General features: G+C 38.3%; 24 protein-coding genes and 1 riboswitch. Of the genes, 15 read left to right on the top strand and 9 right to left on the bottom strand.

The features are described 5' to 3' along the window. Positions 1-284: IS5 family transposase (locus V514_RS0111740; RefSeq protein ID WP_029500131.1), on the bottom strand; the 284-nt coding region annotated here is incomplete at its 3' end. 257 nt (positions 285-541) lie between these two features. On the opposite strand from V514_RS0111740, the gene V514_RS0111735 reads away from it, so the two are divergent. From V514_RS0111735 to V514_RS0111710, 6 genes are all read left to right on the top strand, one after another. Beyond that, the gene (locus tag V514_RS0111735; RefSeq protein WP_029500130.1) at positions 542-1006 is read left to right on the top strand and encodes a DinB family protein; all 465 of its coding nucleotides are present in this window, start codon (positions 542-544) and stop codon (positions 1004-1006) included. A 132-nt stretch (positions 1007-1138) separates the two neighbouring features. Next, on the top strand, positions 1139-1669 hold the full coding sequence (locus tag V514_RS0111730; protein ID WP_029500129.1) for an RNA polymerase sigma factor: 531 nt from the start codon (positions 1139-1141) through the stop codon (positions 1667-1669). Then, positions 1662-2342: a hypothetical protein gene (locus V514_RS0111725; RefSeq protein WP_029500128.1), complete on the top strand. Its 681-nt coding sequence runs from the start codon at positions 1662-1664 to the stop codon at positions 2340-2342. The genes V514_RS0111730 and V514_RS0111725 overlap by 8 nt, the downstream gene beginning before the upstream one ends. Then, positions 2326-3090 (top strand): hypothetical protein, encoded by a 765-nt coding sequence (locus tag V514_RS0111720; RefSeq protein WP_029500127.1) that lies wholly within the window; start codon positions 2326-2328, stop codon positions 3088-3090. The genes V514_RS0111725 and V514_RS0111720 overlap by 17 nt, the downstream gene beginning before the upstream one ends. A gap of 11 nt (positions 3091-3101) precedes the next feature. After that, on the top strand, positions 3102-3971 hold the full coding sequence (locus tag V514_RS0111715; RefSeq protein ID WP_029500126.1) for an ABC transporter ATP-binding protein: 870 nt from the start codon (positions 3102-3104) through the stop codon (positions 3969-3971). Between the two features lie 83 nt (positions 3972-4054). Further along, positions 4055-4492 carry a GNAT family N-acetyltransferase gene (locus V514_RS0111710; RefSeq protein WP_029500125.1) on the top strand — a complete coding sequence of 146 codons (438 nt, stop codon included), beginning with the start codon at positions 4055-4057 and terminating at the stop codon, positions 4490-4492. Between the two features lie 39 nt (positions 4493-4531). Here the strand turns inward: V514_RS0111710 and V514_RS0111705 are convergent, their stop codons facing one another. From V514_RS0111705 to V514_RS0111695, 3 genes are all read right to left on the bottom strand, one after another. Continuing rightward, positions 4532-5665 (bottom strand): NAD(P)-dependent alcohol dehydrogenase, encoded by a 1134-nt coding sequence (locus tag V514_RS0111705; protein ID WP_029500124.1) that lies wholly within the window; start codon positions 5663-5665, stop codon positions 4532-4534. A 118-nt stretch (positions 5666-5783) separates the two neighbouring features. Then, positions 5784-6812 carry a FecCD family ABC transporter permease gene (locus V514_RS0111700; protein ID WP_029500123.1) on the bottom strand — a complete coding sequence of 343 codons (1029 nt, stop codon included), beginning with the start codon at positions 6810-6812 and terminating at the stop codon, positions 5784-5786. Beyond that, entirely contained in the window at positions 6813-7847 is a 1035-nt protein-coding gene (locus V514_RS0111695; protein ID WP_029500122.1) for a FecCD family ABC transporter permease, read from the bottom strand. Between the two features lie 147 nt (positions 7848-7994). Between V514_RS0111695 and V514_RS0111690 the strand changes: the two genes are divergently transcribed. From V514_RS0111690 to V514_RS0111680, 3 genes are read left to right on the top strand one after another with little or no spacing between them, the layout of a single operon-like run. Then, positions 7995-8963, top strand: a complete 969-nt coding sequence (locus tag V514_RS0111690; RefSeq protein ID WP_029500121.1) for an ABC transporter substrate-binding protein — start codon at positions 7995-7997, stop codon at positions 8961-8963. Between the two features lie 16 nt (positions 8964-8979). Continuing rightward, complete coding sequence (locus V514_RS0111685; RefSeq protein ID WP_029500120.1) at positions 8980-9765, top strand: ABC transporter ATP-binding protein; 786 nt, start codon at positions 8980-8982, stop codon at positions 9763-9765. 14 nt (positions 9766-9779) lie between these two features. Beyond that, a complete protein-coding gene (locus V514_RS0111680; protein ID WP_029500119.1) occupies positions 9780-10805 on the top strand; it encodes an NAD(P)/FAD-dependent oxidoreductase in 1026 nt (341 codons plus the stop codon). 41 nt (positions 10806-10846) lie between these two features. On the opposite strand, the gene V514_RS0111675 is transcribed toward V514_RS0111680, so the two are convergent. After that, positions 10847-11566, bottom strand: a complete 720-nt coding sequence (locus V514_RS0111675) for a sulfite exporter TauE/SafE family protein (RefSeq protein WP_029500118.1) — start codon at positions 11564-11566, stop codon at positions 10847-10849. 101 nt (positions 11567-11667) lie between these two features. On the opposite strand from V514_RS0111675, the gene V514_RS0111670 reads away from it, so the two are divergent. Next, positions 11668-12834 carry an SH3 domain-containing protein gene (locus V514_RS0111670; RefSeq protein ID WP_029500117.1) on the top strand — a complete coding sequence of 389 codons (1167 nt, stop codon included), beginning with the start codon at positions 11668-11670 and terminating at the stop codon, positions 12832-12834. Between the two features lie 143 nt (positions 12835-12977). On the opposite strand, the gene V514_RS0111665 is transcribed toward V514_RS0111670, so the two are convergent. Further along, entirely contained in the window at positions 12978-14255 is a 1278-nt protein-coding gene (locus tag V514_RS0111665; protein WP_029500116.1) for a CAP domain-containing protein, read from the bottom strand. A 270-nt stretch (positions 14256-14525) separates the two neighbouring features. Between V514_RS0111665 and V514_RS0111660 the strand changes: the two genes are divergently transcribed. Further along, complete coding sequence (locus V514_RS0111660) at positions 14526-14936, top strand: YrvL family regulatory protein (protein ID WP_029500115.1); 411 nt, start codon at positions 14526-14528, stop codon at positions 14934-14936. 526 nt (positions 14937-15462) lie between these two features. Here the strand turns inward: V514_RS0111660 and V514_RS0111650 are convergent. Then, positions 15463-15918, bottom strand: a complete 456-nt coding sequence (locus tag V514_RS0111650; protein ID WP_029500114.1) for a hypothetical protein — start codon at positions 15916-15918, stop codon at positions 15463-15465. Between the two features lie 527 nt (positions 15919-16445). Continuing rightward, positions 16446-16633: riboswitch (Lysine riboswitch) on the top strand. A 114-nt stretch (positions 16634-16747) separates the two neighbouring features. On the opposite strand from V514_RS0111650, the gene V514_RS0111645 reads away from it, so the two are divergent. From V514_RS0111645 to V514_RS0111630, 4 genes are all read left to right on the top strand, one after another. Beyond that, complete coding sequence (locus V514_RS0111645) at positions 16748-17587, top strand: transporter substrate-binding domain-containing protein (protein WP_029500113.1); 840 nt, start codon at positions 16748-16750, stop codon at positions 17585-17587. 22 nt (positions 17588-17609) lie between these two features. Then, on the top strand, positions 17610-18395 hold the full coding sequence (locus V514_RS0111640; RefSeq protein WP_029500112.1) for an amino acid ABC transporter permease: 786 nt from the start codon (positions 17610-17612) through the stop codon (positions 18393-18395). Positions 18396-18407: 12 nt separating this feature from the next. After that, a complete protein-coding gene (locus V514_RS0111635) occupies positions 18408-19139 on the top strand; it encodes an amino acid ABC transporter ATP-binding protein (RefSeq protein ID WP_029500111.1) in 732 nt (243 codons plus the stop codon). Between the two features lie 86 nt (positions 19140-19225). Beyond that, positions 19226-19666 carry a hypothetical protein gene (locus V514_RS0111630; protein WP_029500110.1) on the top strand — a complete coding sequence of 147 codons (441 nt, stop codon included), beginning with the start codon at positions 19226-19228 and terminating at the stop codon, positions 19664-19666. 224 nt (positions 19667-19890) lie between these two features. On the opposite strand, the gene V514_RS0111625 is transcribed toward V514_RS0111630, so the two are convergent. Both V514_RS0111625 and V514_RS0111620 read right to left on the bottom strand, forming a co-directional pair. Then, positions 19891-20670, bottom strand: a complete 780-nt coding sequence (locus tag V514_RS0111625; protein WP_029500109.1) for an SH3 domain-containing protein — start codon at positions 20668-20670, stop codon at positions 19891-19893. A 288-nt stretch (positions 20671-20958) separates the two neighbouring features. Beyond that, on the bottom strand, positions 20959-21597 hold a 639-nt coding region (locus tag V514_RS0111620; RefSeq protein WP_029500108.1), incomplete at its 5' end, for an RNA-guided endonuclease TnpB family protein.

The following is a 21597-nucleotide window of genomic DNA, read 5'->3' as shown; positions in this document are numbered from 1 at the left end:
TCGATGCTTACGTTTTCAAAATCAGGTTCGATTTGAAGCGCCTGAAAAATCAAAATGAGTGTCCCGTCATTGCGCCATTTACAAAAGCGCGCATATGCCGTTTTCCAAAAGCCATAGCGTTCTGGCAGATCACGCCAAGGTGCGCCACTACGCGCAACCCACAGCATCGCATTGAACATCTCACGGTTACTTCGTTTTGAAGGACGACCGGTTGTGTACGGTGGGAAGAACCCTTCAATTTGTTTCCACTGTTCATCTGTTAATTCGTAACGACTTGGCGCCATTTCATCCACCCCATTTTCTGATTTACACCATTATATCATGGGGTGGAAATAGTTTTTAGACAGAACCTAAAGTCACCACATTAAATGTATCAGACGAGTAGGAGTAAATGATTTAACATTTCATGCGCAATCTCGCGTATGTTGATGAGATGACCTTAAAATCGTGTGCACGTAGAGCAACCATTTTGTACGAGCATATGCGAGAGACTAAAGTCGTATGAAGTTGGAGCTTGTAGCACTAGAGGGGGCGACGGATTATGATTAATACATTAATTGAACATCAACGTCTGGCAATCTTATTTGCTGAAACATTGCAGCGCTTATCAGAAGAAGATTGGCGTAAAGTAATTGTACCGGAAAAATGGACAGTTGCAGAAGTGATGGGTCATTTTCGTTATTGGGATAATTTCTTGCTGACAAAGCGCGTACCCTTGTTTTTTACAACGCAACAATTTGAGCCTTCACCAAATGTCGACCTTATTAATGAACAACCTGCAGCGTATGCACGCGTCACAGAGAAAGATAAGGTGCTAGCAGAATTTATTATTCACCGTCAACAAATTGTCGAGCAATTATTAACATTTTCACAAGTGCAATGGAGTACGATGCTCAAAATTGGTTCGACTGAATTAAATGTTTTGCAATATTTTATTGGACAAATGGTACACGATTTACAGCACTTTGAACAAATTGACCAAGCATTGCATAAAAATGTATCGTAACATATGGAAAGCAGTAGTCCTAAGACGGATTACTGCTTTTTACATTTAATGTAGTAAAAATTTCAAAAAAAATAAATCCTTTTTCAAAGTTGTTTTGTTATACATATAGAATCATAGAAAAGGAGGGGCAAGATGGACGATGCGCAGCTCATTCAAAAAATAATGAATGGGGATAAGATGGCAGCAAATGAATTAATCGAGCGTTATTATGACATGATTTACCGCTATATTTGTCATATGGGTTGTTCAATAGAAACGGCAAAAGATATTACACAAGACGTCTTTATTACCATGATGCAATCGTTGCCTACATATAAAGAACAAGGTTATTTTCGCGCGTGGCTTTATCGCATTGCGCATAATCAAACAATGAACACATTAAAAAAATCATCCAATGAAAAAAGGCGCATGCAACGTGAAAAAATGGAAGATGTCGCGCCTGATTTTAGTGAACAACGTGTTAATCGTGAGCTGCTAAAAAATTTGTTAAGTCAATTACCAGTTAAACAACGCGATGCAATTGTGCTGAAATACTACCATGGTTTTACTGCAAAAGAAATCGCCAACATTACAAATAGTACATTGCCAGGTGTTAAATCTAGACTTTTTCAAGCATTGCGTAAATTAAAAGCACGAATAAAGGAGGAAGAGATCATTGAATGACCCAATCATTCCTATCGACGAAGAGCATAAAAAGAAAACGATTGAACTTGCGACACATTTTATGCCTGTGCACCAACCAACTGTGCATCAATTAATCAAAGAATTATTGTCCCATGTTTGTACTGTGCGAGCGATGCGCAACATGGCATTAGTTATGAGTTGTTTTCTAGGTATTTTTGGCATGTTACAACTAGTATTACCAACGACTATTTTAATGATGCTTATACCAATTATGCCAATTACACTTGTAGGAGGCTATACATTGTGGCGCTATAACCAAACGATGATGGAGCTTGAAGCAACGTTTAAATATACAATTCAGCAGATTTTTTGCGCAAAGGTCATTATGTTAACGATGTTGTCGATTGCGTTATTAATCGTAGTAGCGAGCGTTAGTTATGAAACAACGAGAATAACGGCACTGTCCCTTTTACTAGCAGGAAGTACCGCCATTTTATTATGGACCTACTTATTGTTACGATGTTTTATTGATACGCGTTATAAAGCATTGTGGCCAGTTTTTAGTATGTGTTGGATTATTTTTGTGTTTTTAGATTTGGATGTAGCAATTTGGATTTATTGTGCATGTACGATCGTGTTATTAATTAGTAGTGCCTTAGCACTGAAAAAATTATGGCAAAAAGAAGGTGGAGTTATTGAAAATCTATTATGAGTTTCTTAAAGTTTTCCAACAACGAGAACTCTATGTAGGATTGATTATTTGTACATTATTGTATGGCTTGTCATTTAAAATTAGTAGTGCCGATACAATCAATCTAGCTGTTGTAAATGGTATTCCATATATTGGTTACTGGTTTATTATAATCATGACGATAATCGTTGCCACTCATAGTGAAGTATTTGAACAGGAACATGCGATGAATGAGTTATTAGGCACGTTAAAAAAGGGGCATGTATCACTTACAAGAACAAAGTTATTAGTACAAGCACTTATGAGTCTCAGTATTGTCAGTTATTTTTTCATACTGACACTCGTTATCTCTGTTGTGATGTGGAAAGATGTTCCTAATTTTAATGTTGTCGATTCACCATATGTTCCGTTTACAATGAATAGCTGGTTAATTTTAGGGATTGAATTTACGATTGCTTTACTTGGAAGTGTGTTCCTGAATTTTATCATGCAATTTTTAGCGCAATTTATTAAACATAGTGGCTGGTTAATGATAATTGGGGGGACGATATTTATCGGTATAGAGGTGTTGACACGCTATGGTATTTTTTCAGACATCAAGATCATTAATTGGCTTACAACATATAGTTTTAATAACGTGTTGAGTATGACTATTTTTACGAGCTTTTGGAATTACACCATTCAAGATGTCAGCACTTTTTTATTACTTGGTAGCATGGTCATGTTTGGCATGATAATCATAACTCGAAAGATACGTTCATATGTGTAGGAGGAATGTTCATGAAATTAACAATTGAAAATGTTAGTCATCAATTTGGCGACGTGAAAGCACTGACTAATATCCAATGTGAGTTAACAGAAGGAATTTATGGTTTACTTGGAACAAATGGTGCTGGGAAATCAACACTTATACGAGCTATGGTCGATTTAATTAAACCTACATCTGGACATATTGCGCTTGATGGTCGCGCAATACATCAGTTAGGCAATCAATACCGAGAATGTCTCGGCTACTTACCACAAAATTTTCAAGGATATCCCCAGTTTACAGCGGAGAAATTTTTAAACTATATTGCCAATTTGAAAGGAATGTCTCCTACATCAGCGCATACCGAGGTAGAACAACTATTATGCCTAGTCGATTTAATCGATGTTAAACATAAAAAAATAAAAACATTTTCAGGCGGAATGCTGCGACGCTTAGGTATTGCACAAGCCTTGTTAAATAATCCAACTATATTAATTTTGGATGAACCAACAGCTGGATTAGACCCAATCGAACGTATTAAGTTACGGCAAATCTTAATGGAGCTTAGTCAGTACAAATTAATTTTATTGTCGACACATATTGTCTCGGATATTGAAACAATTGCGGACGAAGTATTATTGATGAATGAAGGGGAATTGTTAGTAAAAGCTATACCAGAGGAATTAACCGCACAAGTAAATTCGTATACATGGGAAGTAGAATATGAAAAATTTGAAGCAACGAATGATTCACTAATTATTAGCCAAATTAAAAATGAAGAAGGATGTAAAAAAGTCCGGATCATTAGTGAATATAAACCTTATGAAGAAGCGGTAAATGTTGCGGCAACATTAGAAGATGCATATGTTTATTATATGAATCGTGAAAATAAACAAGGATGAGCATTTAAAAGGGCCCTTTTGAAAATGATACCTCTATCGACGTGCTATAATAAGGGTTGAAAAAGACGTAAAGGGTGGACAATATGTGGACAATAAAAGCATTTGATGATTTATCAACGAAGGAACTGTATGCTATTTTGCAAGCGCGCACGACGGTATTTGTCGTCGAGCAGCAATGCCCGTATCCTGAAGTGGATGGTAAAGATTTTGCCTCGTATCATGTATACAATGAACAGGACGGCGAAATTGTGGCGTATGCCCGCATTTTACCAGCAGGCTTATCATACGAACAAGCATCGATTGGGCGCGTGCTTGTGAAAAAGGAATACCGTGGACAGGGACTTGCGCAAGCGTTATTAGTGAAAGCATTAGCATTTTTGCACGATGAACTGCGCGAAATGACGATTAAAATTCAGGCGCAAGATTATTTGCGCAATTTCTATAGTTCATTTGGCTTTGAAGCAGTGTCTGAAACGTATTTAGAAGATGATATTCCGCATGTAGATATGGTGAAAAAATAATGAAAAGAGAGTAGGTAACATGCGCCTACTCTCTTTTCATTATTTTAGTAATGGCTCGCCAGCACGATAAGTTTCATCAATAATTAAAATCGGCTTAATCGTTTTGCCACTATTAGAATCGGCACTTGCTTGATTAATGTCATCGAAGTTGTAAAATTGCACAAGTTTATCAAACGCAAATTGCCCTTGTTTATGAAATTCGATGAGTTTTGGAATCGCAAGTTGCGGAATGGAGTCACCCATTAGGACGCCTTTAATTGTTTTGTTAAGAAGTACGAGGTCCATAAAAGTATTCAGTTCAATACTATTTGGTGTTACCGCCACAGGTGCAGCAACCCCTTGGATGCCAAGGACATCAAGCGATGCTTTCATAACGGCGCTCACACCGGTTGTATCGATTGAATAATTCGCACCCGCTCCAGCTGTAATTTCAGCAATGCGTGCAGCTAAATCTTCTGTTTTACTATTGATTGTATGTGTAGCTCCTAGTTCTTTGGCAATTTCAAGGCGAGAATCATGAATGTCTACCGCAATAATTTTTCCGCAGCCTTCAATTTTCGCTGTCATCAGTGCACCAAGTCCAACAGCCCCTGTTCCAAAAATAACAATTGATTCGCCAACATTTGGTTTTAAACCATTAACAACGGTTCCAGCGCCAGTCAAAAATCCGCAACCAAGTGGACCTACTAAGCGTAAGTCCGCATCAGGTGCTACTTTAATTAAGTTATGCACATTTGTAACCGTATGTGTGGCAAATGAGCTTTGTGCGAAGAAACTAGATACTGGTGTGCCATCTGTTTTTTTGAATATAGGACTGCCATCAGACCGCGCACCAGACATATTTAAAATCGTCCATTCGACACAAGAAGAAGGATGTCCTGTCCGACAATTTGGACAACTACCGCAAGAATTATAGGCCATGACGACTTGATCACCGACTTCAAATCCTTTGACACTCGCACCCGTTTTTTCAATAATACCAGCACCTTCATGACCTAAAACAACAGGGAGCGGGTATTCTGCATCACCGACACGTAGCGCTTCATCGGAGTGACAAATACCAGAGGCAACAACTTTTACAATCACTTCATCATGTTGAATTTCTTGTAAGTCTAATTCTTCAAATTCATACGGTCCATTGACTTCGTTGACAACAGCAGCTTTTACTTTCATTGATAGACATCCTCCTTTTTCTTCAAGATTATATTTAGTGTATAACAATAACCTTAATATTACAAATTTTCAATTAATTTATTTCGCGATTAAAAAAACAAGGAATGAACCTTGCTTTTTAATTGCGTGTTTTTAATAGTAAATAAATAAAATAAGGTGCGCCGACAATCGATAAAATAATGCCAACAGGGAGCTCGGCTGGTGCAATGATGACGCGTGCAAGCGTATCTGATACAACGACGAGTAGCGCGCCAATTAATGCGCTGAGTGGGATGAGCCGCATATGTGCACGCCCAACGAGACGACGCGCGATATGCGGTGCAATCAGACCAAGAAATGTTAGGCCGCCACCAACGGCAACGCAACTTCCGGCTAATAAAACCGCTAAAACAAGCATCCATTTGCGTTCTTTTGTAACGTTGATGCCAACACCTACTGCCGACATTTCATTTAATGAAATAATATCAAGCGTGCGCGATTTGTAAAGCGCAATCGGCATTAAAATCATAAGCCATGGTAGCAATGCAAGTACGAATGTCCAAGAGGTTGCATAAATCGAGCCGGATAACCACACAAGTGTGCGCGTGAAATCAACCGGTTCCATACGCAGTTGAAAAATCGTAATCCCAGCGCTAAATGCGGCGTTGATGCCAATACCAACAAGGAGCATCCGTGTTGGTGCAATGCGCCCTTTACGATAAGCCAGTGTATAAATAAGAAAAGCGGCAAGCAACGCACCACATAATGCAACAACCGGCTTTAAAAATACCGACGTGGCATTGTTTGTGGCAACGAATTCTTGAAAGAAAAAGGTATAAAGTACAATTGCAAAGCCAGCACCGGTATTAATCCCTAAAATGCCTGGATCTGCTAATGGATTGCTTGAAATGCTTTGTAAAATGGCACCCGACACAGCGATGCCCATGCCGACTAAAATCGCCATCGCAATGCGTGGCATACGAAAATCGAAAATAGTCATCGTATCATCGGGCGTACCGATGCCAACAATCGTTTGTAAAAAGTTTAAAAATGATACGTGGACATAACCCGTATTGACGCTAATAAAAATGGCGATGATTAACAAGATGATGCACGCAGCTATATAGACATAAAAGTGACTTGAATTTTTGCGTAATGAATTTTGCATTTATAAACCTCTTCCATCTTTGCGTGCCAAATATAAGAAGAATGGTACGCCTATAATTGCGGTAATCGCGCCAACCGGTGTTTCAAATGGACTCATGATGACGCGACCAAGAATATCTGCAAAGAGTAGCAAACAACCGCCAACAATGGCCGATACCGGAATAATCCAGCGGTAATCAACCCCGACAATAGCACGTACAATGTGCGGGACAACAAGGCCTACAAAGCCAATAATTCCGACAATCGATACGGCAGCCCCTGTTAATAACAGCACAACGATTGTACATAAAATACGAATCAGCGTCGTACGTTGGCCTAAGCCTTTTGCGACTTCTTCACCGAGACTCATAACAGAAATCGATTTTGATAAAAAGAGTGCGAGTATAAGACCAACCGTAATAAACGGAATCGCCACTTGTACATGAAGCGGCTGAATCGATGATAAACCACCAGCATACCAGTAGCTTAAATCTTTCGCTACATCAAATTTTAAGCCGATTGTTGTAGACAATGCACTAAGCATAGCGGTAATTGCTGAGCCAGCGAGCGCAAGCTTCACCGGCGTAATGCCCCCTTTTCCAAGTGCTGTTAATGTAAAGACGAGCGCAGCCCCTGCCCCAGCGCCGATAAATGAAAATAGGATAAGCATCGAGAAATCAGGTGCTTTTGTAATGGCATAGGCGATAGAAAGCATAAAGCCAGCACCTGCAGTAACACCTAAAATAGACGGTTCAGCTAAAGCGTTGCGTGTCACACCTTGCATAATTGCACCAGAGACCGCGAGTGCAGCGCCAACTAAAAGACCCGCAATGGCGCGCGGTAAGCGTAGTTCATGCAAAATAACATGCGCGCTATTTGTGTCATCGTAGTGAAATAATGCCTCCCATATTCCTTTATACGTCAAATCACTGGCGCCAAATCGAATCGATAATGCCACCGCAAAAATGACAAGCAACAGTAAGATAATTGTCGCAATCCATCTGAAAGAAGCTCGGTAGTGACTTGCTAAATAAGCGAATGATTTTTTTTCGTTCATACTAAAAACTCCTGGATTCTTGTATTGACATAATAAAAAAATTGTTTTATCTTAAATGAGAAAGATTTTCATTATCATTTCATTAAAAAGTATACCACGATAAAAAATGAAAATAAACACTAGATAACAAGTTAGGGGAATTCACTAATGACTTTTAAAATAAAAAAAATGGGTTTCGTATGTGCGGGTGCAGTAGCGTTCATGTTAGCAGGATGCGGTAATGACTCGAATTCTTCTTCAGATAATAATGAAAAAACAGCGCAAACCGAACAAACAACTAAAACGCGTACGTTAACAGATGCAATGGGGCACGAAGTAAAAGTGCCAGAACAACCAAAACGCGTCATCGCGACGTATTTAGAAGATAATTTAGTAGCGCTAGGTATTACACCGGTAGCACAATGGTCTGTTACAAATGGGGTACAAGATTATTTACAAACGGAGTTAAAAGATGTACCAACGATTTCATATGATTTGCCGCTTGAAGCTGTGCAAAGTTTTAAACCTGATTTAATCGTTATGGACTCTGCTTCAATGGTAGAGGGCGATAAATATAATCAATACAATAAAATTGCACCAACATACGTTATCGGCAAAGAAGTGAACAACGATTGGCGCGATGAGCTTACAAAAATGGGTGAAGTATTCGGGAAAGAAGCCGAAGCCAAACAAGTATTAGCGGATTATGAAGAAAAAGCAGAAGCAGCGAAAAAACAAATTCAACAAAAAGCTGGCGATATTACAACGGCTGCTGTGTGGGTAACAGGTGGTAAGTTCTTCATCGTATCCGACAATCTGTCAAGTGGTGACGTCATGTACAATGATCTTGGCTTACAAGTACCTAAAGCTGTAAAAGAAATTTCTGACAAAGCGACAGGGAACTGGAGCGAAATTTCATTAGAAAAACTTGTGACACTCGATGCCGATCATTTATTTTTAATTGAATCTGCCGACGATGCGAGTAAGAAAGCATTAAGCGATAAGTTATGGAATACTATTCCTGCAGTAAAATCAGGGAATTTACACAAATTAGGCACAGAATCGCCTTGGTTATATACAGGAGCTATTGCCAATACGCAAATTGTAGAACAAATTACAGACGCATTAGCAAAATAAGAGGAGCATTTTTTTAATGAAAAACGATATTTTCGTAGAGCATGTCGATGTCGGTTATGAAAAAATAAAAATTGTTAATGATGTATCGTTACGTTTTAATGATGGCGAAATCACGACGATTATTGGCCCGAATGGCTGCGGGAAATCGACGCTTTTAAAGGCGATGACGCGCATTATTCCATATCGTAAAGGCTCCATTTACTTAGATGGTGCGGCGATTGCGAAGTATAATACGAAAGAACTTGCGAAGCGGTTAGCCATTTTGCCACAAATCGCCGAAAATCCAGTTGGTTTGACGGTTGGCGAACTTGTATCTTATGGGCGATTCCCACATCAATCGGGTTTTGCGAAGCTAACGAACGAAGACTATGAAATTATTGATTGGGCGCTTGATGTAACGAATACACTTGATTATAAATATCGTGAAGTGGATACATTATCAGGTGGCCAACGTCAGCGCGTATGGATTGCAATGGCGTTAGCACAAAAAACAGATATTATTTTCTTAGATGAACCAACGACGTATTTAGATATGGCACATCAACTAGAAGTTTTACAACTGTTAAAAAAATTAAATGAAGAGCAAGGGCGTACGGTCATTATGGTGTTGCATGATTTAAATCATGCGGCGCGCTTTTCACATAGCCTCATTGCATTGCGTGATGGCGAGCTTGTGAAACAAGGAAGTGTTGAGGAAATGATGCAACGAGACGTTCTTGCCACGGTGTTTAATATTGATGCGACGATTGTACGAGATCCGAAAACAGACAAGCCGGTTTGTTTATCGTATGAACTAATTTAATGAGGAGCGATTCGATGGAATTATTTGATGTAACGATTGTTGGTGGAGGCCCTGCTGGTTTATATAGCGCTTTTTATAGTGGCTTGCGAGATTTAAAAACAAAAATTATTGAGTTTCAACCAACACTAGGTGGCAAGGTCAATATTTTTCTTGAAAAAATGCTATGGGATGTCGGTGGGCAGCCGCCAATCGTTGCAGCACAATTCATCGATAACCTCGTAAACCAGGCGATGACTTTTCAGCCAACAATCTGTTTAGAAACAAAGGTGCAAACGATTCGCAAAGAACAGCATTATTTTGTGATTGAAACGAATGATGGCACAGCACATTATTCAAAAACGGTCATTATTGCAACAGGCGGTGGGATTTACAAGCCGATTAAGCTGGCGATTGACGGTGCCAAAAAGTATGAAATGACGAATTTACATTATACGATCAAAGTGATTGACCGCTTTCGCAATCATGATGTACTCATTTCGGGTGGTGGAAATGGCGCGGTTGATTGGGCGGTAGAGCTTTTACCAATCGCCAAAAGTGTCACGCTCATTTATCGTAAGGAAGAATTAACGGCACATGAGGCGCAAGTGCGTAAGTTACGTGAAAGCGGCGCTAGCATCATGTTAAACTCAGAGCTTGTATCGTTGCAGTCAAATGATGAAAAAACAGCGATTGAGCAAGTCGTTATTTGTCAAAATGGCGAAAACACAACTGCTAAAATGGATGATATTATTATTAGTCATGGCTATGACCGCGAAGTATCACTAGATTTTGATGCGGCAATTCGACCAGAACGCAAGGACGATTATTATTTGCAAAGTATCGGCAAATGCCAAACAACAGTACCAGGAATTTTTGGTGCTGGTGATATTGTAGCGTACGAAGATAAAGTGAACTTGCTCATTGGAACATTTCAAGATGCCGTATTGGCTGTTAATAGCGCGAAATTGTATATGAATCCAGAAGCAAATCACTATGCGATGGTATCTTCTCATAATGAAAAGTTCCGCGAGAAAAATCAAGCATTGTATGCACAAATATAAATGAACGTAAAAAAGAGCCATCGCCAATGATGACTCTTTTTTTACTTGAAAAACAAAAATAGACCTGAAATAAGCACCAATACATACGTTAGCATCAAAAAGTGTTGTTGCTGAATCTTTTTATGTAAATAGTTTCCAAGCGCAATCGCGAGCATCAACGGAATAATTGTTGCAGCGGTTAATAAAAGAATTTTAGGTGTCACAAACCCTTGAATCGCTTGATTGATTAAAATGCCGCTATCAAGTGCTACCCACACTGCCGCCAGTGTTGCACGAAATACCGCTTTTTCACGTAAGGCTAACATCGCATAAATAATAAGCAATGTGCCACCAGATAAAAACATCCCATGAATGATGCCAGCACTAATTAAAATACTAATCGCCGCAAAGTGGGACAGCTTACGGACGTTTTTTTTCACAAACATATTTTTTAGCGCCACGATGATAATAATGAGCGCATATAGTTTCATTAACAGCGGAATATTGAGTAATGTAAACAGCCATAAACCGATGATGACACCAAGTAACATAAAACCGGTTATTTTGAAAAATTGTTGTTTGTCGATATGCTGTCGATTGGATAGCACAATGGCGGTGCACGTAATAAGTGAGACGATATTTAACATTGTTTTGGCCTCGTCGACACCTAGTAAAATCATAGAGGCTGGCATTGCAAGCATTGTTCCCGCAAAGCCAGTCATTGCCTCAATCGTGTTGGCAAAAAAAATCACAGTTAAAAATAGCCATTGTTGTAACGGCATCGTCATGCGCCTCCTTAAAAAAATCATCAAGTCATTTGTGTAATAAATATAACATTAATGTTATATTTTGGTATAATTTATTTTAAGTGAGGTGGAAGATAATGAAAAAAGCGTATAGTATCGCAGCGCTGCTAACGGCTTCGTTAGTATTGACAGCCTGTAATACAACGAAGGATGTGTCAAATGGTAGTCAACAAGCAGCACCACAGGATGAGTCGGTTCCAAAAGCGTATAATGAAGAAATTAAAAAATTAAGTGACGCATCTTATGAAGATGCACGTGGTAAAACGGATGCTATTACAACGTATGCGGAGAATTACGCAAAATCGTATGGTTCAGCAGTAGACAACCAAGGTAAAAAGTTAAATGCTTTACTTGATACTGTGCTCGATAAATCGTATACATCCGGCGCGAGTAGCGATATGGCATTGAATTTTTTTGAGTCGTATTTTTTACAAGCAACTTCAACAACTGACTGGAAAAGTGGAGACGCTGAGCTTGCATTAGCTGAAACGTATCATGAAGCGGTGCGCAGTGCGATTCGCATTGCCGAGGCACAACGTTTAAATGATACGAAAACAGCAAAAAATGAACAACAAGAATTAAAAAAGCTCAAGCAAGCACTTGCACGAGATGCCAAGAAGCTTGGTACAGTAACCGGGGACAAAGTTTATTATCAATTAGAAGGTAAGAAAAAAGAGCAAGCAAAAAAGGCAAAAGAGGCATCTGCTGAAGAGAAAAAAGCAGAAGCGGCAAAGGCTGAGAAAGTTACAGTGAAGCAACAAACACCGGTTACAAATCCTGCGCCTGCACAAAATGAGCCTTATCATTATGTGAATGGCTACGTTTATGTCAATACAGGAAAGTCGGATGCGGGTTTATTTTTACGTACCGGTCCAGGTCAAAATTATAGCAAGCGTTTAAGCGACTCGTTACCAAATGCGACAGGGATGACGTTGATTGCACGTCAAGGTAATTGGTACGAAGTGTATGTCGATAATTACGGTGTATTTGGCTGGGTGCATAGCAGTTATGTCTCATCACAACAGCCCGTCGTAGCAACACCTTCTTTACCGGCAGCGGTTACAGTTAGTACAGGGAGCAGTACACTCATTTTGCGTTCTGGTCCAGGCAAAGGTTATAGCAAAGTAACCTCACTTGAAAATGGTACCTATTTAAATGTTATTGATTCTTCAGGTGACTGGTATGAAGTTTATGATAATACAAGTGGTTATACAGGTTGGGTATCCAAACAATTTGTGCGTTAAAAAAAGAGGCTAGGGCAAAACAGTTCATGTTCCTTTTTAGCGTTCGCAACGAAAAACCGGAACTGCGCCACCGCGCGATTCCGGTTTTTCTTATGCTCATATGAGATGGTGTTGTTACACGTATGTTCCAGCCTCTTTTTGTATTATTTTGTCACGACTTTAATTTTTTTCGTTTGTTTATGAATTTTATTTGTAACGGTCACATAAGCTGTGCCTTTTTTCAACGATTTAAATGTCACATTATTCATTTTTTTCAATGATTTTGAGTTGCTCACACGAATATCTATATTGGCACGATTATCAAAATCAAATCGCTGTAAGTTTTTAAAGGTATACGATTTACCTTTTTTCAGCGTGATTGTTTTTGGATAGCTAGGCTTCACAAAAGAATCTTCTAAATCAAAAAATCGTACTTTATAGTTAATCGTTGTCGCCTTTTTATTTTTTAATAGACCCGTTATTTTAATCGTATACGTGTCGCCATCTTTAAATGTAAAGTCGTTTGGATTGGCATGCCAAACAATCGCATTCATATAGCCATATCCAGATGGGCTAACGCTATAATGCTGTCCAGATTTTAAATTTTTTGAATCAATCGTGACAGATTTTTTACTATTTTTCATCGTAATTTTCACACGATCTGAAATCGTATAATTTTTACCGACTGCTAATGAAAATGGTGTATCGGCTGTCATCAATTGCAACGGCATACGCTGTGCAGGCCAAGCAATTTTCGTATTGGCATTATTTTTTTCAGCTAAGCCCCAACCACCTGGCTCCTGTAAATCTTTTGTTGACCACTTATAATAACCAGGTAATTGTTGATTGACACTTGCTTTATTATCAAAAACATATGTATCTGTATAATTTCCGACTTTCCCAAAACCAATTGAGCGCATCGTTGGATTTAATAACCATTTGCGATGACCAATTGCAGATTTATTACTGCCATTATCAACGATATAGCCATTTAAAATCGATTGTTGAATATTTGGATATCCCGCACCAATATTACTTGCAAGCCCTGCTATAGCACCCTTTTTATAAATTTTATTCGTGCTTGACATACCTGGTGGGACAGGGATTTGATGTGCTAATTGATTGTTTTTATTCATTAAAAATGCGGCATTTTGCGCTAAGTCCGAAAAGTTTTTATGCTCTTTTACTTGCGGTAAATCGGTCAAGTAACGCACGAGGTTGACCGAGTTTAGTGCAGCCGTATTTTCCGTTTTCCCAACGGTTGCCGATGTTGGAGCTGTGACGTAGGTTTGCAGTTGCGATTTTGCAATTGGATGTTTAGCAATGAATGCCGCAATGTCGTGCTCCGATCGAATATCTCCCGTGACGCCTTCTGCGGATGCAGAAGATGTTGCTACAAACATTGCTGTAGCAAATGATAGACTAGTAAGCCATTTTTTCATATATCTTCACTCCCTAGCAAAGTGTAACAAAATGCTTTAGCAGAAGAATGAGTATGAACGATTATTCTTTTTTTAAGCGTTCCGACTTAAAGTAACATCACGCCGTATGTGAATGGACAGTATTCATAACAGAATTTATTGAAAACTTTATCAGTGATAGGAAAAAATAATTGTATAATTACAATTTTTTATCTTAATTGGGAGAATGATTTTTGGATGGAATTTTCGAGAATCTCTTGTTATGCTAGTAACGAGAAGTGGAGGATGACTATGAAAGAAAAAATCGCGATTTTCGTTAGTATGCTGCTTGTCGGTCTTCTTTTTGTAGGCATTGGGGCAATCGAATTTTTCGCGTTAAAAATAGTAGGGTTACAATACACGACACTTGCAATGGGGTTATTATTTATCGTCTTGTACGGCGTGCTTGATTTTGGCATCTCTTTGTTTATGGGCGCAGTGCCAAGCGTATTAGTAGAGCTAGAATTGTTAGAAGAAAAATATCGTGCAGGCTTAGATTTTGTCATTGATTATTTTTTGGCACTCAGTTTGATTGGCTTGCTAGATGCTTTTATGCCTTCGATTTCGATTAGCCTTTATGGCACGGCTATTTTTGCGCTGTTAACAGCGATTATTCATTACAAATTGAATATCCATAGTGACGAAGACTCTAAACCAACGTAGTGTAGAAATTAGATTTTTCCGCCACATGGTAGCAGATTTCACGTACATAAAGAGGCTGGGACAACACAGTTCATGTTCCTTTTTAGCGTTCGCAACGAAAAACCGGAACCGCGCTGTGGCGCGATTCCGGTTTTTTTATGCTCATCTGAGATGGTGTTTTTACACGTATGTTCCAGCCTCTTTACCTTATAGCCAAGATTGATAGTGATTATTCACATAAATGTAAAACTTTCGTGTCGCAACAAGACGTTCTTTTACGATAAATAGTGATTGAATTTGAGTACGAATATGTACACGCCATGCGACACGTTTACGAACTTTTTTACCGCGCAGAAACATCAATAGACATCATTTGTAATTGACTAACTGTTGTTGGTATATGCTCAGCAATCGTTTGATAATAAGCATGGCCAAGCATTAAAAAGTACGAAAAAAATAGTAAAATCTTTGTTCAACGTTTCAAAAAAATATTTCTCCTTCAAATAGGTTATACATATAGTACGAATCAACAGAGAAAAAGTTCCATTTAATTGAGAGAATTTTGCATAATTGTGAAATCACCCTCATCATCCGGTAATTTTAAATAGCGTTTTAAATCACTCGCTGCGGCATCTAACGTGTGCTGGATATGTATACCGAGATTTAAAATAGTCGCTGTAATATCACTTTCTTGCCAAACAGATAGTAAATGCTGTTGAAATGCAACGTAACCGATAAAGTCAATCATGCGATTTTGCATAGATTTATAAATCACTTTTTGGCTTGCTGCATCATTTATTTCATTATGTAAAAGGGCTAATTCAAAACAAAAATCAAACATTTGTTCACACTTTTCTAACGTCGCTTTATATTGTTGGAGTGCGTACCAACTTTGTGATGTTAAATACTCTTCACCCATCTCATTGCGCAGCTGTTCACGCGCATTATGTAAATCATTCATAAGATACTGCATCGTATCAATGTGAGTTCCAAACGTCATCATATCACCTCGCTTCCTCGCTATTATAGCAAGCATTTCCGGAAAATTATACGAAAAGATTACTATTTTTAATACCCGTTTTTAAGCATAGTTAGACGCGTTTTTTTGATGTTTCAATATGAAATGGCACGTTAATGGAAAAAAGGTATCAAATCATATGCTGCTGTTCAAAAATGACATTTTGGCATAATATGTACATGTATTGAAGGAGTATCCGGCATACTATCTTAAAATAGTAAAGTGGCCGTTCAGATGACAAAAAAGCATTCGAATCAATCAGCGTACAAAATAGAGTACTATTTCAAGTGTTTTTTCTACAACTTCACACGAACTTCAATAGACGATGTTAGCGCTATGTGCAGAAGGCTTATTTAAAAAGAAATGACCATTACTTCAGTTAGCGGTATTTTTTTGAAAACACCGAAATTGTATAGAAAAATAAAAATATTTCGACAAATTATATTGACATAAAAACATCATTCATGTATATTTATTTTCATAAATTAGAATTAAATAAAGGCCTCATAGATTCGTGAGGTAGAGGCGCGATAAGTCAAGATACAATCGGTGAGCTAGAGAAGGGTTATGAAACGATTGATGAGGGACTGTCGCCGAAGTGCATGACGATTTCTCGACATCATGTGCTGGGTCTGCAGTGAACAATTGCAGGACTGTCTCACTTAAGTTTCTATCTTAAGTGAGTTGTGCTATCTTAATTTGGAATTATATGAGGATTCTGGTGCTAAAGATGATTTAGGGACCTGAGTTTACCTCAGGTTCTTTTTTTATTTAGTTCTAATAACTAATTAATTACAGAAAAGGAGAAATTGGGATGAAAAAAATTTCATGGTTAACGGGTTTAATGCTTGTGTTAGTACTTGCATTAGCAGGGTGTGGTTCTTCAGATTCAAATAAGTCGGAATCTTCTGGCGATTCTAAGGAAACATTTACAATAGGGATGGAAGCAGGTTACCCGCCATTTAACTGGACACAACAAGACGATTCAAATGGCGCTGTAAAAATTAAAGGTGGCGCTGAATACGCGGGTGGTTATGATGTAGCAATTGCACAAAAAGTAGCCGATAAATTAGGGAAAGAATTAGTTATTGTTAAAACAGAATGGGATGGTCTTGTGCCAGCTTTAACATCAGGTAAAATTGATGCGATTGTTGCTGGGATGTCTCCAACAAAAGACCGCTTAAAAACGATTGATTTCTCAGATGTATATTACACATCAAATCTTGTAATGGTCGTGAAAAAAGGTGGAAAATATGAAAAAGCAACGTCTTTAGCAGATTTTAAAGACGCGAAAGTTACAGGTCAATTAAATACATTCCATTATTCAGTGATTGATCAAATTGATGGTGTACAAAAGCAAACAGCGATGGATAACTTCCCAGCGATGCGTGTCGCTTTAGAATCAGGGAAAGTCGATGGGTATGTGTCGGAGCGTCCAGAAGGTGTATCTGCATCAGCTGCCAATGAGAAATTTGCGATGGTTGAATTTACAGATGGTTTTAAAACAAGCAAAGAAGATACAGCAATTGCAGTTGGGTTACCAAAAGGTAGCGATTTAAAGGATCCAGTAAACGAAGCATTAAAAGGTATCTCTGAAGATGAGCGTACAAAATTAATGGATGAAGCAATCGCAAACCAACCAGCAGCAAAATAGCCAACTGTAAGGAGGAATATTAATGAGTTTAGATTGGTTTATGACCATCATTACAAATAACTGGCCGATGCTTTTACGAGGCGCTTGGATGACCCTAGTTATTTCAACACTCGGGACCATTATTGGCGCATTAATCGGTTTGATTATTGGCGTCATTAATACGATTCCAAAAGTACAACAACGTGGGCAAAAAACATTCTTAATGATTGTTAATGGCATTTTACGCGTTTATATCGAATTCTTCCGCGGGACACCGATGATCGTTCAAGCAATTGTTGTGTATTATGGAACACCGTTGATTATGCAATGGTTAAAAGCAACGATTGGGACAGACTTTGGTTTTAGCGGAGATATGCATCCTACATTTGCCGGAATTCTAGTTGTTTCATTAAATACTGGTGCCTATATGGCAGAAATTGTGCGTGGCGGGATTATTGGTGTAGATAAAGGTCAATTTGAAGCAGCGCGTGCAATGGGCATGAATCACTGGACAACGATGACAACGGTTGTGTTGCCGCAAGTGCTACGCAATATTTTACCAGCAACAGGCAATCAATACATTATGAACATTAAAGATACGTCGGTGTTAAATGTTATTGCTGTAACGGAATTATTTTTCCAAACGAAAACAATCGCCGGCGCGAATTTCCGTTACTTCGAGTCGTTCTTTATCGCATGTATTATTTATTTAATTATGACGATCACAGCAACACAAGTGCTGCGCTACTTCGAGCGTCGTTTAGAAGGCACAGCGAATTATCAAATGCTTGATGAAGCGGGGATTATGCGCCCGAAATCACGCGAGTAAAGGAGAGAGATTATGGAAACGATTATTGATATTCAACATTTATCGAAATCCTTTGGTTCGCATGAAGTGTTAAAAGACATTAACTTTTCTGTAAAAAAAGGAGAAGTTGTGACGGTAATTGGTTCTTCAGGTTCAGGAAAGTCAACGTTATTACGTTGTGTCAATTTACTTGAAATCCCATCAGGCGGCGAAATTATTTATAAAGGGGAAAACATTCTTCAAAAGAAAAATTTGAATGATTACCGTAAACATATGGGCATGGTATTTCAGCAATTCAATCTTTTCAATAACTGGGATGTTTTAAATAATTGCGTTGTTGGTCAAAAGAAGATTTTGAAACGTTCAAAAGTAGAAGCAGAAGAAGTTGCATTAAAGTATTTGAAAGTAGTTGGCATGGATCGCTATTTAAAAGCGCGTCCGCATCAATTATCAGGTGGACAAAAGCAGCGTGTTGCGATTGCGCGCGCGTTGTCCATGTCACCAGATGCGCTCCTTTTTGATGAACCTACTTCGGCACTTGACCCAGAAATGGTTGGTGAAGTGTTACGTGTTATGAAGGAGCTTGCACAATCGGGATTAACGATGATTATCGTGACACATGAAATGGAATTTGCGCGTGAAATTTCGGATCGAATCGTTTTCATGGACAAGGGGTTAATTGTAGAAGAAGGTGCCCCAGAGGACTTGTTTAACAATCCGAAGCATGAGCGTACAAAGGCGTTTTTACAAAGGGCTTTAAAATAATAAAGAATAATGAAAGAAGCGGTCTTGCGGAGACGGCTTCTTTTTTTGCGCTGTTTCATGGTATGCTACTGTATGGAGGCGAAGCAATGATGAAAAAATGGCTGTTGCTGTTGCTATTAAGCATGATGACAATTACGCTCATCGCTTGTTCCGATGAACAGGCAACAATGAAAAAAACGATAAATATTGACGACGTAAGTGACAAGGAATATGAACAATTAACTACGGTACAATTTAGCGAAAAACCAGCACGAGAAACATTGCAAAAAGTTACTTTATCGCTAACAATTGAAAATTTTGACCAATTACATAATGCGGTGTTAACGGTGGATGATAATGCTAGAACGCTGTTTGGAAAAAACTATTGTTTCGGTTCCTATACATTAAAAGATAACCAATATGAAGCGGTATTTTATATTCAATTAGATAAAGCAACGATTAAAAAATTACTAAAAGATATGACGTATACAGCTACATGGGAATACAAAGATAAGAAGAAAAAACAAAGTGGGAATTTTGGTCGTTAATTCATTGTTACGGTGATTATTCGTTTACTTCACATGTAGTATACGTGAAATTACGCGTTGGAATATACATGAGATTTATGAGAAATGCCTGATTTTTAATGGACATTTCTCATTTTTTACATCCATTTTCCTGCATTACCAAAATATAATGTTTACATGTAGTACATAAGAAAAGAATCGTATAATTTGTATCTTTTCCCATCAAAAAAACACATCCGAAAGTTTCAATTGAATGTGTCTTTTGCTGGAAATAACAATGTCACATATTGTGCGGCGACATAAGCTGTTTTTCCTTTATATGTGATTTTGTACCATGACTCCGTATTGTTATTTTTATACGGCTGTGCAAGGTTGATCGCGGTGCCTTCCTTTAAAGTTCCTAAAATGTTACTCGTTGTATCAGGTTTTTGACGAACTTTTAATGCAACAGGGCCTGTATTGCTTACAACACCAACCTTTGTTGTTCGAACGTTTTCTTTCGTAAATCCAATATATTTTGACGACACGTAAGCAACTTTCTTGTTGTGAATAATTTGGAAAAATTTATCCTTTGATGATGCGGTATATTTTTTTGTTAATTGAACGGTAGCGCCTTCTTTAAGGGAGCCAATTTTTTTCCCGGTTGATGAAGCACTTGCTCGCACTGCTAGTTGGACACCATTCGTATTTTGAACATACCCTTTCTTGACGACTTTAGGTAAAGTAGGCGTCGTAGCTGGTTTTTTAGATGTGACATAATTACCATAAATATAAACAGTTTGACCATCTAATAATACGCGATACCATGATTTTTTTGAACCATCAATTACTTGGATTTTTGTGTTTTTTGGAATCGTTTTAATAATATCTGCTTTAACATTCGGCGCCTTACGAGCATGGACACCATGATTGGTATACATTGTTGTCGTTTTAAATGCGACAGTCGATTCTGCATAGGAAATAGTCGGTAATACAAGTGAAGAAAAGGCAATGCCACTTGCTAAAGCTACTTTAGTGAGTTTCATGAAATAAATCCCCCTTAATCGCAGTAAAATAATACTTATTTTACCATATTTTTTTAGAAAAAAAGGTCATTTTTTTAATTTTTAAATAATTCATATCTCGCTAATCTATATAATAAACTCACAACGTTCACTAAATAGACACCTATAATTCGATTGTTCAGAATATACAAATAATTTACAATGAACTTGAACTAGCTTGAAGTGGGGGATTCCTACGAACAGTGCTTGCTTGTTCCTACTTGCTCGAAACAGCGGCTTCACTTTTTTAGTAGGCAAACCCCGTAGTCCCTACGGTTGGGTTGTTTCAAAAAGGCGTAATCCTTCTGCTAAAATGTTGCGGCTCGCATTGACATCACGGTCGAGAGGTGTGTGGCAAGCTGGACAAGTCCATTCGCGGATTTCTAAGGATTTTTTGCCATCACGATGACCACACACATAACAAAGTTGGCTTGATGGGTAGAATCGGTCTATCTTTACGATGTTACGACCATACCATTTCGCCTTATACATGAGTTTTTCAATGAACATTGACCATGATACATCACGAATCGCTTTCGCTAACTTGTGATTTTTTAGCATACCTTTTGCATTCAAATTTTCGATGCAAATTGGATCGTAATGACGTATGAGTTCTGTTGATCGTTTATTTAAAAAATCTTCACGTTGAAATGCTACACGTTCATGTAATCGTGCGACTTTCATGCGTTGCTTTTGATAATTTTTACATTCCCTTACATCTCGATTGTCTTTTTTCGCTTGTTCATATCTACGTGATAATTTACGCTGCTCACGTTTTAATTTCTGTTCCATCTTTGTCGTAAAGCGTTGGTTATCGACTTTACGTCCATCGGAAAGAATCGCGAAATCAGTGATGCCTAAATCTATACCAACAGATTGGTTTGTTTTAGGCAAAGGCTTGAAGTCGGG

The organism is Kurthia huakuii LAM0618 (genome assembly GCF_000505545.1).
GTDB classification, from domain to species: domain Bacteria; phylum Bacillota; class Bacilli; order Bacillales_A; family Planococcaceae; genus Kurthia; species Kurthia huakuii.
Note: the sequence above shows the minus strand (reverse complement) of the source record. Positions and strands in the feature narration are given on the sequence as shown.